This is a genomic window from Pimelobacter simplex (genome assembly GCF_024662235.1).
Taxonomy (GTDB): domain Bacteria; phylum Actinomycetota; class Actinomycetes; order Propionibacteriales; family Nocardioidaceae; genus Nocardioides.
On the sequence record NZ_CP096276.1, the window covers coordinates 3,713,437 to 3,726,202 of the forward strand.

A 12,766-nucleotide genomic window follows, 5' to 3' on the forward strand; every position below is an offset into this window, starting at 1 on the left:
GCGGGCCGGATGGAGCCGCTCGAGCGCGTGCTGCGCGAGGAGTGGGGCCGGTTGCTGGCCCTGCTCGTCGCGTGGTGCCGCCGGGTGGACCTGGCCGAGGACGGGTTGGCCGATGCGTTCGAGGCGGCGGCCCGGACCTGGCCGGAGGCCGGGGTTCCGGCCAACCCGGCCGGCTGGCTGCTCACCGCGGCCCGTCGCCGGATCACCGATGCGCTGCGCCACGAGGTGGTCGCGGCGGACAAGGTGCCGCTGCTGGAGGTCGAGGCCGCGGTGCAGCAGCACGCGCAGCGGGTGCTCGCGGCGCCGCCGCGAGGAGAGTCCGTGACGGACGAACGGCTGCGCCTGGTGCTGCTCTGCGCGCACCCCGACCTGTCCCGCGAGGCGGCCGCGGCGCTGACGCTGCGGCTGGTCCTCGGTGTGCCGACCGAGGACGTCGCCCGGCTGTTCCTGGTGCCGACGCCGACCATGGCGGCGCGCCTGACCCGGGCCCGGCGCAAGCTCGCGGGGGCGCGGTTCGCCGTACCGCCGCCGGACGAGCTGGCCGCGCGGGTCGACGTGGTGGCCGATGTCGCCTACCTGGCGTTCACCAGCGGCTACGCGCCCGGGTCGGGGGCGGACGTGCTGCGCGCGGACGTCGCGGGCGAGGCGGTACGGCTCGTGCGGGTGCTGCGGGCGGTGCTGCCGCCGGGGGCGGGCACCACCGAGCTCGACGCGCTGCTCGCGCTCATGGTGCTCCAGCACGCGCGGCGCGACGCCCGCGTGGTCGACGGGCGGCTCGTGCTGCTCCCCGACCAGGACCGGCGTCGCTGGCACCACGACGAGGCGCTGGAGGCGCTCGACCTGCTCCGCCCGCTGGTCGGCGCTCCCCCGGCGCCGTACCTGCTGCAGGCGCTGGTGGCCGCCGAGCACGCGATCGCGCCGACCTCGGCGGACACGCGGTGGGACCGCGTCGTCCACCGGTACGACGAGCTGCTGGCCCTGCGCGACTCCCCGGTCGTGCGCCTCAACCGAGCGGTGGCCCTGGCCGAGCGGGACGGCCCCGAGGCCGGGCTCGCCGCGCTCACCGGGGTGGCGCTGCCCGGGCATCGCCTGCCCGCGGTGCGGGCCGAGCTGCTGGTCCGGCTCGGCCGCGCGGAGGAGGCCCGGGTCGCCTTCGACACCGCGCTCGCGCTGTGCCGCAACGAGGCCGAGTCCGCGCACCTGCGGGTCCGGCGCGAGGTCACGCGTGCGGGACCACCATCGGCGTCCCGGTGATCGGGTCGGGCAGCACCGCGCACGCCAGCCCGAAGACCCGCTCGACGAGCGCCGCGTCGACGACCTCGGCCGGAGCCCCGGTCGCCACGACGGCGCCGTCGCGCATCGCGACGACGTGGTCGGCGAACCGGCAGGCCTGGTTGAGGTCGTGCAGCACGGCGACCACCGTGCGGCCGTCGTCGACGAGCCGGCGCAGGATCCGCAGGAGCTCGTACTGGTGGGCGATGTCGAGGAAGGTCGTCGGCTCGTCGAGCAGCAGGTAGGGCGTCTCCTGGGCGAGCACCATCGCGATCCAGACGCGCTGCCGCTGCCCGCCGGAGAGGGCGGAGACCCGGCGGTCGGCCAGGTCCGCGACGCCGGCGGCGTCCAGCGCGGCGGCGACGGCGGCGTCGTCGGCGCGGGTCCAGGTGCCGATCGCGGGCTGTCGGGCGTAGCGTCCGCGCCGGACCAGGCCGACCACGCGGATGCCGTCGGGCGTCGTCGTCCCCTGGGGCAGGAAGCCCAGCTCACGGGCGACCGCCTTGGGCCGCCAGGTCGCGATCGTCCGGCCGTCGAGGACGACGCTGCCCGCCTCGGGCTTGAGCAGCCGCACCAGCGAGCGCAGCAGCGTCGACTTGCCGCAGGCGTTGGGGCCGACGATCGCCGTGAAGACGCCGTCGGGCACGGTGAGGTCGAGGTGCTCGACCACCGTGCGCTCGCCGTACCCGAGGCGCAGGCCCTCGGTCCGCAACCGGCTCATCGTCCGACCTCCTTGAACAGCAACCACAACAGGTAGACGCCACCGATGGCGCCGGTGACCACGCCGACCGGGAGCTGCACGGGCGCGACGACCTGGGCGAGCAGGTCGGCCGTGGCGAGCAGCAGGGCGCCGGTGAGCGCCGAGGGCAGCAGCGCGATGCCCGCCGTACCGGCCAGGCGGCGGCCGATCTGGGGCGCCATCAGCGCGACGAAGACGATGGGGCCCGCGGTCGCGGCGACGATCGCGGTGCAGCCCACGCCGACGGTGGCGATCATCAGGCGCAGCCGGCCGAGGCGGATCCCCGTCGTCACCGCGACGTCGTCGCCGAGCGCGAGCTGCTGGACCGGCCGGGCCAGGAAGCCCGCACCCGCGGCGAGGATGGCGATGCCCGCCACCGGCACGACCAGGTCCGACCAGTCGGTGCCATTGAGGTTGCCGGCCGACCAGCTCGCGGCCGCCATCGCGACCTCCAGGTCGGCGCGCAGGATGAGCCACGAGTTGGCCGCGGTGAGCACGGCGTTGACCGCGATGCCGATGACGATCAGCCGGTAGCCGGTGTAGCCGCTGCCCATCGCGAGCAGCGCCACGACGCCCGCCGCGAGCAGGCCTCCGGCCAGGGCGGCACCGGCCAGGCCGAGCGCGAAGCCGCCGCCGTTGTCGGCCGCCGCGGCGAAGTGCGCGCCTCCGGCGACGGTGAGGACGAGCAGGACGCCGGTGTAGGCGCCCTGGTCGAGGCCGATGACGTCGGGGGCGCCGAGCGGGTTGCGGGTCAGGTTCTGGAAGAGCGCGCCGGCCAGGCCGAGCGCGAGCCCGAAGACGACGGCCGCGGTCACCCGCGGCATCCGCCACTCCAGGACTCGCCCGGCGAGCGGGCCCTGACCGCGCAGGCCGTCGACGACCGCGCCGGGCCGCGCCCAGCCGTCGCCGTAGCAGAGCGCGACGAGCGAGACCGCGAGCGTGGCGACGGCGACCAGCACCACGGCGAGGACGGTACGCCGCTCCGGGCGCAGGAAGGTCAGGGTCACGACGCCGCCTCCGCGCCCTGGCGGCGGACCACCCACGCCAGCAGCGGACCGCCGAGCACGCCGGTCACGATCGCGACCGGGGCGTCCCCGACCGGCAGCACCAGGCGGCCGATGGTGTCGGCGGCGACGAGGAGCACCGGCCCGCCCGCGAGCGAGAGCACGATGAGCCAGCCGACCGAGCCGCGCGCGAACCGGCGGACCAGGTGGGGCACGATCAGGCCGGCGAAGGCGATGGGGCCGGCGATCGCGGTCGCGACGCCGGCGAGCACCGTCGCCACGACCAGGACGCCGGTCCGGGTCGCCCCGACCCGGACGCCGAGCCCGTGCGCGACGTCGTCGCCCATCTCCAGCGCGGACAGCGGCCGAACGAGAACGAGCGCCACCACGACGGCGACGAGGACCACGATCGTCGGCAGCGTCAGCGGCTGCTGGTCGCGCCCGGCGAGCGAGCCGACCGCCCAGAACCGGTGGTCGTCGAAGGCGTCGGGATCGAGCAGCCGGATGCCGAGCGAGAGGCTGGCGACGAGGGCGCTGAACGCCGTCCCCGCCAGGAGCAGGCGCAGCGGATCGGCCCGCCCGACGGCGTACACGACGGCCGTGGCGAGCGCCGCGCCGAGCGTGGCGACGACCATCTGCGCGCCCTGGCCGGCGGCCACGCCGAGCGCGGTCGCCACCACGACGGCGAAGGACGCACCGAAAGTGACGCCCAGGACCCCCGGCTCGGCCAGCGGGTTGCGGGTCAGCGCCTGGACGAGCGCCCCGGCCAGGGCCAGGGCGGCGCCGACCAGGATCGCCAGCAGGGTCCGGGGCAGCCGGACCTGGCGCACGATGATGTGCGCGGCGTCGTGGTCGTCGTACCGGAAGAGCGCGGGGAGCACCGATCCGGACGGCAGGTCGCCCTTGCCGATCGAGAGGCTCCACACGACGGCCCCGAAGAGGGCCGCACCCAGCGCGACGAGCGCGACCAGGGGGCCGGGGTGACGCAGGGTCAATCGTCCAACCCCGCGACCCCGCGCTTCCAGTAGCCGGTGATGCTGGCCGGCAGCTCCCGCTCGGCCACCCAGCGGCGGACCTCCTTGAGGTCCTCGGCCTCGCCCGCGCCGAACACGAACGTGTCGTCAGGTACGTCGAGCGCCCGCACCTGCGCACCGAGCTGCGACCCCTGGGCCCGCGAGAGCCAGCGCACCTCGACGCCGGCGCGCTCCTGCAGCGGGTACCCGGTCTCGTCCGCGTGGTCGTGCTCGACGAGCACGTGCGCGGTCGCCCCGGCCGCCTCCAGCCAGTCGGCCTCGTCCAGCCAGCGCGCGACGGCCGGCAGGCCGGTCACGTCGACGACGAGGACGTAGTGCCGGTGGGTGTGCGCGAACGCCTTGGCCCCCGGAGGCCCGGCGATCACCGCCGGGTCGCCGATCGCGACGGCCTCGGCCCAGTCACCGGCCAGACCGCCGGCATGGAGCACGACGTCGAGGTCGACCTCGCGCGCGGCGAGGTCGACGCGACGGATCGTGTAGGTCCGCGTGGGCGGGAGCGGCTTGGGCCAGTCGAGCAGCTGCCGGTCGTTGGGCACCGGGTCGGTCCGGGTGCCGTCCGCGTGGGGGAAGACGATCTTGACGTGGTCGTCGGCCACGTAGCTGTGGAAGCCCGCGAGCTCGTCACCGGTCAGGGTGAGCCGCAGCATCCGCGGCGTGACCAGCTCGCGCCGGGCGACGGTGGTCCGGCAGATGCCGATCGGGTAGCCGATCCGCTGCATCCCCCGCCCGGTGCCGTGGTGCTCGGCGACGCGCTCGGCCGGCCGGTCGCGCTGGCCGATCACTTCAGCTCGTCCGCGAAGGCCTCGGCGAACGCCCGGTCGATCTCGTCGAGCGCGCGCTCGGCGGTCGGGTACGTCGCCGCCTCGGTGTAGCGCAGCGGGATCACGGCGCCGTCGCGCACGGCCGGCAGGGTCTTCCACAGGTCGTGGTCGAGGACGTACTGCACCGATTCCGAGGGCTTGCCGTCGTCGTCGACCGTGTAGGTGATCACGTCGGCGTCGGCCAGGCTCTGCGGGAGCTCCTCGATCGAGGGGTACTCCGAGAACGCCGCGGAGCCCTTGCCCGGCTCGGCCGGACCGCCGTAGTAGGTCGCGCCCACGTCGGTGGCGATGTTGGTGCCCCAGGCGCCGGCGTACTCGCGGTTGAAGTTGCCCGCGCTCACGTCGCCGTAGGCGCCGACGTGACCGAAGCAGTGCCCGTCGAGGACGTCGGCGTACTTCTCGGTGAGCGCCGCCGCCTTCGCGTCGTACGACGCCTTGGCGGCCTCGTAGTAGTCGACGACACCGGCCGCGTCGGCCTGGCGCGCGGAGAGGTTCTTCCAGCCGTCGGGGCGGTCCGGGCCGAGCACGACGACCGGCGCGATCGACTCGAGCCGCTTGAGATCGACGTCGCCCAGCACGGGCAGCGGGACGCCGAGCATGATCAGGTCCGGCTTCAGGTTGGCGATCGCCTCGTAGTCGGTGCTCGCGGCGGTCTCGCCGGCGACCTTCTTGAGGGCCTGGTAGTCGGCCAGGTCGTCCTCGGTCATCAGCGCGGTGCCACGGCCCCACTCGGAGATGCCCACGACGTCGGCGTCGGCCTCGAGGAGCACCGGGACGGCGTACCCGGTGGCGACGATGCGCTGCGGGTCGGTCGGGATCTCGACGGTGCCGTTGTCGGCCTCGAACGAGCGGGTCTTCGACGCCGGGTCGAACGCCGCGACGGGCGCGGCGGCGGGCAGTGCCGGGGTGGCGGGCTCGCACGCGGCGGCGTTCGCCTTCCCCTTGTCCGCCTTGCCGTCGTCCTCGCTGCCGCACGCCGCGAACGTCGCCCCGATCAGGGCGGTGGCGGACAGGGCGGCGAGGGCGCGAGCCGGCCGGAGGTTGAGCTGCATGATCGTCCTTCACGTCGGGGAATCGGCGCGCGAGGTCACCCGAGACAGCGCATCCGACCAAGTGAGGCTAGCCTTACCAACGGACGTGCCGGTGTCGCGAAGGAGTCAGATGATGACGCGCAGAGGACAGGAACCCGCCGCCGCGCGACCCGGCCCCGCGGTCACCGCGACCCAGGCCGGCGGCGCGGTGGTCGAGGAGTTCCCCTACGGGCTGGGCCCGCCCGACGGCATCCTCGCGCTGCGCTACCCGCCCACGGGCGGCGTGGTCACCGACTTCCCCGAGTCGCGCAACGACTTCGTGCACCAGGTCTACTGGTCGCCGGACGGCGTCCTCGCGGTCGGCCGCGGCGGTACCGCCGCCTTCGCCGGACCGACCAGTGCGGTGTGGGTGCGCCAGGGCGTGGTCGCCGAGGTGACCGCGCTGGAGGTGCAGACCGTCGTGCGCCTGTGCGTGCGACGCGCACCCGACGAGCTGGTCCGGCACGAGGCGACCGTGCTGACGATGTCGCCCGCCGCGGTCGAGGCGGTCACCCGGCTGGTGCGCCCCGGCACCGACGAGCGGGCCGGACTCGCCGCGCGCGGCGTCCTGCTCACCGCGCTCGCCGCCTCCCCCGCCGACCCGATCGGCTACGGCTCGGCCGAGCTCGGCCCCGCCGGAGCGGTGGCCCGGGCGCTGGCCCTGGACCCCGCGGACCGGACCAGCCTGCCCGGCTGGGCCGAGCGGCTGCACGTGAGCCCCAAGACGCTGCAGCGCGAGTTCGAGCGGGTCTACGGCCTGTCGTTCTCGACCTGGCGCACGCGGACCCGGCTCCAGGCCTCCCGCGCGATGCTGAGCCGGTGGTCGGTCACCGAGACCGCCCACCGCGTGGGCTACGCGACCGCGTCGTCGTACGTCGCCGCGTTCACCCGTGAGTACGGCGAACCGCCCGGGCGCCATGCGCACCGGGCGGTCGACGCTCAGGCCAGCTGAGCCGCAGGTTCAGCAGCCGCCGGCGACGGCGGGGATGACCGAGACCTCGGCGCCGTCGGGCGTCGGGGTGGCCAGGTCCTGCTCGAAGCGCACGTCGTCGTTGTTGACGTAGACGTTGACGAAGCGGCGCAGCTTGCCGTCCTCGTCGAGGATCCGGCCCTTGATGCCCGCGAAGGTCGCGTCGAGGTTGTCGAGCACCTCGGCGAGGGTGGCGCCCTCGGCGCTGACCTCGGAGTCGCCACCGGTGTAGGTGCGGAGGATGGTGGGGATCCGGACGCGGACGCTCATGACGGGCTCTCTTCTGCTGCTCGGGGCGGTTCGGGGGTGGAGGCTCAGAGACCGGTCGCCTTGAAGGCGTCGTAGCTCGGAGCGATGGTCGCGGCCGGGCCGACCTGACCGGAGATCGAGTCGAGGGTCTTGAGGCCGTGACCGGTGTTGATGATGACCGTCTCGAGGTTCGGGTCGAGCTGGCCGGTCTCGACGAGCTTCTTGGTGACCGCGGTCGTCGTACCGCCGGCGGTCTCGGTGAAGATGCCCTCGGTGCGGGCGAGGAGCACGATACCCTCGCGGATCTCGTCGTCGGTGACCTCCTCGACCGCGCCGCCGGTACGACGGGCGATGTCGAGGACGTAGATGCCGTCGGCGGGGTTGCCGATCGCGAGGCTCTTGGCGATGGTGTCGGGCTTGACCGGGCGGATCGCGTCGACACCGGCCTTGTAGGCGGTGGCGACCGGGCCGCAGCCGGTGGCCTGGGCGCCGAAGATACGGTAGGCCTTGTCCTCGACCAGGCCGAGCTTGATGAGCTCCTGGAAGGCCTTGTCGACCTTGGTGAGCTGGGAGCCGGAGGCGACCGGGATGACGACCTGGTCGGGCAGGCGCCAGCCGAGCTGCTCGGCGATCTCGTAGCCCAGCGTCTTGGAGCCCTCGGCGTAGTAGGGACGGACGTTGACGTTGACGAACGCCCAGCCCTCCTCCTCGCCGGCGATCTCGGAGGCGAGCTTGTTGACGTCGTCGTAGTTGCCGTCGACGGCGACGAGGTTCTCGGTGAAGATCGCGGAGTTGACCTGCTTGGGCGTCTCGAGGTTGCTCGGGATGAAGACGACCGTATTGATCCCGGCCCGGGCGCCGGCCGCGGCGACGGCGTTGGCGAGGTTGCCGGTCGAGGGGCAGGCGAATGTCGTCGCGCCCAGCTCGCGGGCCGCGCTCAGCGCGCAGGCCACGACCCGGTCCTTGAAGGAGTTGGTCGGGTTGGTCGAGTCGTCCTTGACCCAGAGCTTGGCGATGCCGAGCTCGCGGCCCAGGTTGTCGGCGGCGAGAAGCCGGGTGAAGCCGGGCTCGGTGTTGGGGCTGGTCTCGATGTCGGTGGGCACCGGCAGCAGCGCCTTGTAGCGCCAGATGTTGCGTGGGCCGGCCTCGATCTCCTCGCGGGTGACCTGCGGGAAGTCGTAGGTGATCTCCAGCGGGCCGAAGCACTCCGGACAGGCGTAGAACGGGCCCAGGGCGACCAGGTGGCCGCACTCGCGACACGACAGCGAGGTGGCGTTGCCGAAGGCGCCGTCGCGCAGTCCGGGCTGGGTGGGCGTCTCGGTCGTCTCAGGCGACTCGGTCACAACGGCGCTCATAGGTCCTCCTTCTCATCTGTCCCGGCGACTCTCGCGCGGGTCGGATTTGGCACCGTTTCCGCGACGCCGGCTCCTGCATGACGCAGGCGCTGACGGGAGTTCGCGGCGGTTGCCGGGACTTCTCAGGGCCGTTCCCTCAGTCCCTCTGGATGAGCACGCACAGCCTAGGGGTGGGTGACCCCCCACTCCCAATCGAGATTCCGGATGATGAGACCAGTGTCCAGATAGCGAGACCGCTAGGCCGTCGTACGGCGCTCGCGGGCGTCGCCGGCCAGCGTCCGGAGCAGGTCGAGGACCCCCTCCGGTCCGCGCACGACGACGTCGGAGAGGGCGATGAGCGCGCTCTCCTCGCTCGAGGCCGAGCAGACCCGCAGCGTGGCCAGGCCCTGCTGCTCCAGACCGGCGACCGCCTCGAAGGCCTCGACGTCGCCCAGGTCGTCGCCGGCGAACAGGAAGCCCTCGGCGTCGAGCACCGCGGCCAACCGGTCGACGACCATGCCCTTGTGCGAGCCCGGCGAGCGGACCTCGATCACCGCCCGCCCCGGCTCGAGCACCAGCCCGTGCCGGTGCGCCAGCTCGCGCAGTGGCGGCAGCAGCCGGTCGAAGGCCTCGTCGGGATCGGCCAGCCGCCGGGTGTGCACGGCGACCGCGAGCCCCTTGTCCTCGACGTAGGCGTCGGCCGCCCCGGCCGTCCGCAGCGCCCGCGGCAGGTCCCGCTCGAACGTCGCCAGCCCGCGCGGCGGCCGCCCACCCATGATCCGGCGCCGCCCCGAGCTCCACCGCTCGTTGCCGTACTGGCCGAAGACGAAGAGCTCCTTGCCGACCGCCTCGAGCGCGTCACCGACCTGCTCGAGTCCCCCGAGGTCGAGCGCCTGGCGCGCCGGGCGCCCGGTGATCACCGCGATCGCGGCGACCTCCTGGGCCAGCTCGACCAGCACCTGCGCGGCGTCGGGGTGGATGTGCGCCTGGGCGGGGTCCTCGACGATCGGCGACAGGGTGCCGTCGAAGTCGAGGCCGACGACCGTGCGTGGCGCGACGCGCACGATGGCGTCGTACCGGTCCTGGCCCTCGGGCGTCGGGAACCTCACGGCTCCATCCCATCATGGTCAGGGCACGGTGGCGTGAACGGCGGGGCGCCGATTGGTCACAAACCGCACGTCACCGGGCCCGATTTTCGCGGTTTGGTCCCAAACCGCATGGAGGTAAGACCAGCAGACCAGTTGGTCGAAGTCAGTCCAGCTCGCCGGTGAGGATGAGCGTGAGGTTGGTCGAGCTCATGTCACTGTCGGTGTCAGCCGGCAGCACCCGGGCGATGCCCAGGTCGAGGGCGAGCTGGCGCCCCGCGGCCTTCTTGCCCTGGGGGTAGTAGACGGTGGTGCCGGGCACGGTGCCGTACCAGTTGTCGGCGGCGGCGACGGTCCAGCCGGCTTCCTTGACCCGCTCGGAGACCCGGCCGGCGAGGCCGCGGATGCGGGTGTTGTTGAAGACGACGACCTGGTGGTCGGCCCGGACGACGGGCTTGGGCTTCGGCTTCTCGGTGGTCGGCTCGTCCGAGGGGTCGGTGGTGCCGTCGGTGGCGCCGGTCGAGCCGGTGCCCTTGTCGGTGGGCGTCGCGGCCGCCTTGGTGGCGGTGATGTCGCGCTCGGGGGCCTGGTCGCCGCGGGTGGCGACGAAGGCGATCGCGGCGAGCGCGACGGCGACGATGCTGAGGAGCACCACGGGCGACGGCAGGACGGCGCCGCGCTGGTTCGGGGTGCGAGTGGAGGGCCAGGTGGGGAAGGTCATGGCCGCCTCTCTCTGTGTGGGCCGGGCGGGGTCAGATCTCGAAGCCCAGGCGCCGCGCCGAACGCTGGCGCTGCCGCTGGGAACGGAGGCGGCGCAGCCGGCGGACCAGCAGCGGGTCGGCCGCGAGCGCCTCGGGACGGTCGATCAGGGCGTTGAGCACCTGGTAGTAGCGGGTGGCGCTCATGTCGAACTGCTCGCGCACCGCGCTCTCCTTGGCGCCGGCGTACTTCCACCACTGGCGCTCGAACTCGAGGATGGCGCGGTCGCGGTCGCTCAGGCTTCCGGGAGCGGCCGCGCTGGCGGTGCCCTCCTGAGGGCTGCGCTCGGCGTTCATGCGGTCTCCTCGACGCTACGGTGGCGATCTCGACAACTCTGCAGGTCACACTCTAACCCGCGAATCACATCGATGTCATTCGGCGCGCAGGAAGCGCAGCACGGCCAGCACGCGGCGGTGGGACTGGTCGTCGTCGGGCGGGAGACCGAGCTTGGCGAAGATCCGCTGGGTGTGCTTCTCGACGGCCCCGAGGGTCACCGTCATCGCCTCGGCCACGGCGGCGTTGGAGCGGCCCTCGGCCATCAGGGTGAGGACGTCGCGCTCGCGGGGCGTGAGGGCACGCACCGGGTCGCCGCGCCGCTCGACGAGCTGGCGGACCACGAGCGGGTCGAGCGCGGTGCCGCCGCCGGCGACCTCGGCGAGCGAGGCGAGGAACTCGCCGACCTCGCTGACCCGGTCCTTGAGCAGGTAGCCGACCCCGGCCTCCCCCGTCGCCAGCAGGTCGTCGGCGTAGGAGACGACGACGTACTGCGAGAGGACGAGCACCCGGGCCTCCCCCCAAGCCCGCCGTACGGCGACCGCGGCGCGCAGCCCCTCGTCGGTGTGGCTGGGCGGCATCCGGACGTCGACGATGCCCAGGTCCGGGCGGTGCGCCAGCATCGCCTCGACGTACGACGGACCGTCGGCCACCGCCGCGACCACCTCGTGCCCCGCCTCCGCGAGCAGCAGCTGGAGCCCCTCGCGCAGGAGCACGGAGTCGTCGGCGACCACGATCCTCATGCTCACGACAGTGGCACGACGGCGAGCAGCCGCGTCGGACCACCCTCCGGCGAGGCGACCTCCAGGTGGCCCTCGACACCCGCGAGCCGCTCGCGCAGCCCGGCCAGCCCCCGACCGGGCGCGACGGACGCGCCGCCCCGCCCGTCGTCGTCCACGGTGACCACGAGGGCGCCGTCCTGCTGGTGCACCGCGACCTGCGCGCGGCTCGCCTGGCTGTGCTTGGCGACGTTCGTCAGCGCCTCGGCGACCACGAAGTAGGCGGCCGTCTCGGCCGCGACCGGCAGCTCGCGCGGGACGTCGATCGCGACGCCCACCGGGAACGCCTGGCCCGCGGCCATCTCCTCGACAGCGGCCGCAAGACCGCGGTCGACGAGCAGCGGCGGGGCGATCCCGCGGGACAGCGCGCGCAGCTCCTCGACGGCCGCCCGGGTCTGGGCCACCGCGGAGTCGATCGTCTCGGCGGCGGTCGCCGGGTCGTCGGCGAGCTGGTGCCGGGCCCGGCCGAGGTCCATGCCGAGCCGGATCAGCCGCTGCTGCGGCCCGTCGTGGATGTCGCGCTCCAGCCGGCGCAGCGACTGCGCCTCGGCCCGGTGCGCGGACGCCCGGCTCTCCTCGATGACCTCCATCCGGTCGAGCAGCTCGGCGCGGCTGCACAGCAGCACCCGTGCGGTGCCGGCGTGGGTCGCCGCGGCCAGGCGCAGCACGAACGGCAGCGCGAGCAGCGCCACCACGCCCATCCCGAGGTAGAGCAGCGACTCCGGCGTGCGCCCGTGCCCGAGCCCGAGGATCTCGGCGAGCGTCACGTTGTCCGCGTCGTCGAACGGGATGTAGCGCTGCCAGAACCAGTAGGTCAGCCCGCCCAGCACCGCCGCCCACACCGCGATCGTCAGCGCGAACGCGAAGCACGCGGTCGCGAACCCGACCACGCACCACAGGATCTCCAGCCAGGACTGGGTGTCGCGCAGCGGCGCGAGGAAGCGGCGCACGCCGCCGTCCTCCCGATCCCCCCGCAGGTACGACGGCTGCGGCGCCTCGACCCCGAGCATCCCGGCGAGCCGGAGCCGCTCGACGTGCGCGAACCCGCGGGCGACGTACGCCGTGCCGACGAGGATCGCCAGCCCCAGCCCGGCGACGACCATCGACCCGAGCCCGCCGGCGATCCCCGCGAGGACGAGTGCGAGCGCAGGGATCGCGAGCAGGAACGCCGACAGCGAGTAGGCGGTGTCGACGAAGACGCGACGCAGGGGGTTCATGGCGACCACGCTAGGGAGGTGGGAGCGCCGCGACCATCCAGCCAGCCCGACAGTCGAGAGTGCTGCGTAGTTGGGGTGGTCGGCGAGGGAGAGGGTAGGCATCTCGAACAGCTCTGATGTGTGCTCGATCGGGAACAGATGCGCGAGTCCTCACCGGAGA

General features: G+C 73.8%; 14 protein-coding genes and 1 riboswitch. Of the genes, 2 read left to right on the plus strand and 12 right to left on the minus strand.

Annotation, left to right across the window (positions count from 1 at the left end; translation table 11 throughout):
- The first annotated feature begins 9 nt into the window (after window positions 1–9).
- Window positions 10–1,254 (plus strand): RNA polymerase sigma factor, encoded by a 1,245-nt coding sequence (locus M0M48_RS18325; RefSeq protein ID WP_257752218.1) that lies wholly within the window; start codon window positions 10–12, stop codon window positions 1,252–1,254.
- Here M0M48_RS18325 and M0M48_RS18330 read toward each other — a convergent pair.
- Genes M0M48_RS18330 through M0M48_RS18350 form a run of 5 tightly spaced genes read right to left on the minus strand, consistent with a single transcriptional unit; the run spans window position 1,220 to window position 5,922 of the window.
- Window positions 1,220–1,993, minus strand: coding sequence for an ABC transporter ATP-binding protein (locus M0M48_RS18330; protein ID WP_257752219.1), 774 nt, complete (start codon window positions 1,991–1,993; stop codon window positions 1,220–1,222). The two genes, M0M48_RS18325 and M0M48_RS18330, sit on opposite strands and share 35 nt — an antisense overlap.
- Window positions 1,990–3,018, minus strand: coding sequence for a FecCD family ABC transporter permease (locus M0M48_RS18335; protein WP_257752220.1), 1,029 nt, complete (start codon window positions 3,016–3,018; stop codon window positions 1,990–1,992). The genes M0M48_RS18330 and M0M48_RS18335 overlap by 4 nt, the downstream gene beginning before the upstream one ends.
- On the minus strand, window positions 3,015–4,010 hold the full coding sequence (locus M0M48_RS18340) for a FecCD family ABC transporter permease (RefSeq protein ID WP_257752221.1): 996 nt from the start codon (window positions 4,008–4,010) through the stop codon (window positions 3,015–3,017). The genes M0M48_RS18335 and M0M48_RS18340 overlap by 4 nt, the downstream gene beginning before the upstream one ends.
- Window positions 4,007–4,831, minus strand: a complete 825-nt coding sequence (locus tag M0M48_RS18345; protein ID WP_257752222.1) for a siderophore-interacting protein — start codon at window positions 4,829–4,831, stop codon at window positions 4,007–4,009. The genes M0M48_RS18340 and M0M48_RS18345 overlap by 4 nt, the downstream gene beginning before the upstream one ends.
- Window positions 4,828–5,922: an ABC transporter substrate-binding protein gene (locus tag M0M48_RS18350; protein ID WP_215814508.1), complete on the minus strand. Its 1,095-nt coding sequence runs from the start codon at window positions 5,920–5,922 to the stop codon at window positions 4,828–4,830. Before M0M48_RS18350 ends, M0M48_RS18345 begins: the two co-directional genes overlap by 4 nt.
- Window positions 5,923–6,034: 112 nt before the next feature.
- Between M0M48_RS18350 and M0M48_RS18355 the strand changes: the two genes are divergently transcribed.
- Entirely contained in the window at window positions 6,035–6,892 is an 858-nt protein-coding gene (locus M0M48_RS18355) for a helix-turn-helix transcriptional regulator (RefSeq protein WP_257752223.1), read from the plus strand.
- 9 nt (window positions 6,893–6,901) lie between these two features.
- Here M0M48_RS18355 and M0M48_RS18360 read toward each other — a convergent pair whose 3' ends face one another.
- The 7 genes from M0M48_RS18360 to M0M48_RS18390 all read right to left on the minus strand — a co-directional run bounded on the left by M0M48_RS18360 (window position 6,902) and on the right by M0M48_RS18390 (window position 12,606).
- The gene (locus M0M48_RS18360) at window positions 6,902–7,180 is read right to left on the minus strand and encodes a MoaD/ThiS family protein (RefSeq protein ID WP_215814506.1); all 279 of its coding nucleotides are present in this window, start codon (window positions 7,178–7,180) and stop codon (window positions 6,902–6,904) included.
- 44 nt (window positions 7,181–7,224) lie between these two features.
- The gene (thrC, locus tag M0M48_RS18365) at window positions 7,225–8,514 is read right to left on the minus strand and encodes a threonine synthase (RefSeq protein WP_257752224.1); all 1,290 of its coding nucleotides are present in this window, start codon (window positions 8,512–8,514) and stop codon (window positions 7,225–7,227) included.
- Window positions 8,515–8,523: 9 nt separating this feature from the next.
- Window positions 8,524–8,670: riboswitch (SAM riboswitch) on the minus strand.
- 80 nt (window positions 8,671–8,750) lie between these two features.
- Window positions 8,751–9,602 (minus strand): trehalose-phosphatase, encoded by an 852-nt coding sequence (gene otsB / locus M0M48_RS18370; RefSeq protein ID WP_257752225.1) that lies wholly within the window; start codon window positions 9,600–9,602, stop codon window positions 8,751–8,753.
- Window positions 9,603–9,744: 142 nt separating this feature from the next.
- The gene (locus tag M0M48_RS18375; RefSeq protein ID WP_257752226.1) at window positions 9,745–10,299 is read right to left on the minus strand and encodes a LytR C-terminal domain-containing protein; all 555 of its coding nucleotides are present in this window, start codon (window positions 10,297–10,299) and stop codon (window positions 9,745–9,747) included.
- Between the two features lie 31 nt (window positions 10,300–10,330).
- Window positions 10,331–10,633 carry a DUF3263 domain-containing protein gene (locus M0M48_RS18380; RefSeq protein ID WP_257752227.1) on the minus strand — a complete coding sequence of 101 codons (303 nt, stop codon included), beginning with the start codon at window positions 10,631–10,633 and terminating at the stop codon, window positions 10,331–10,333.
- A gap of 75 nt (window positions 10,634–10,708) precedes the next feature.
- Entirely contained in the window at window positions 10,709–11,353 is a 645-nt protein-coding gene (locus M0M48_RS18385; RefSeq protein WP_215814501.1) for a response regulator, read from the minus strand.
- Between the two features lie 2 nt (window positions 11,354–11,355).
- Complete coding sequence (locus M0M48_RS18390; RefSeq protein WP_257752228.1) at window positions 11,356–12,606, minus strand: sensor histidine kinase; 1,251 nt, start codon at window positions 12,604–12,606, stop codon at window positions 11,356–11,358.
- Window positions 12,607–12,766: the final 160 nt, after the last annotated feature.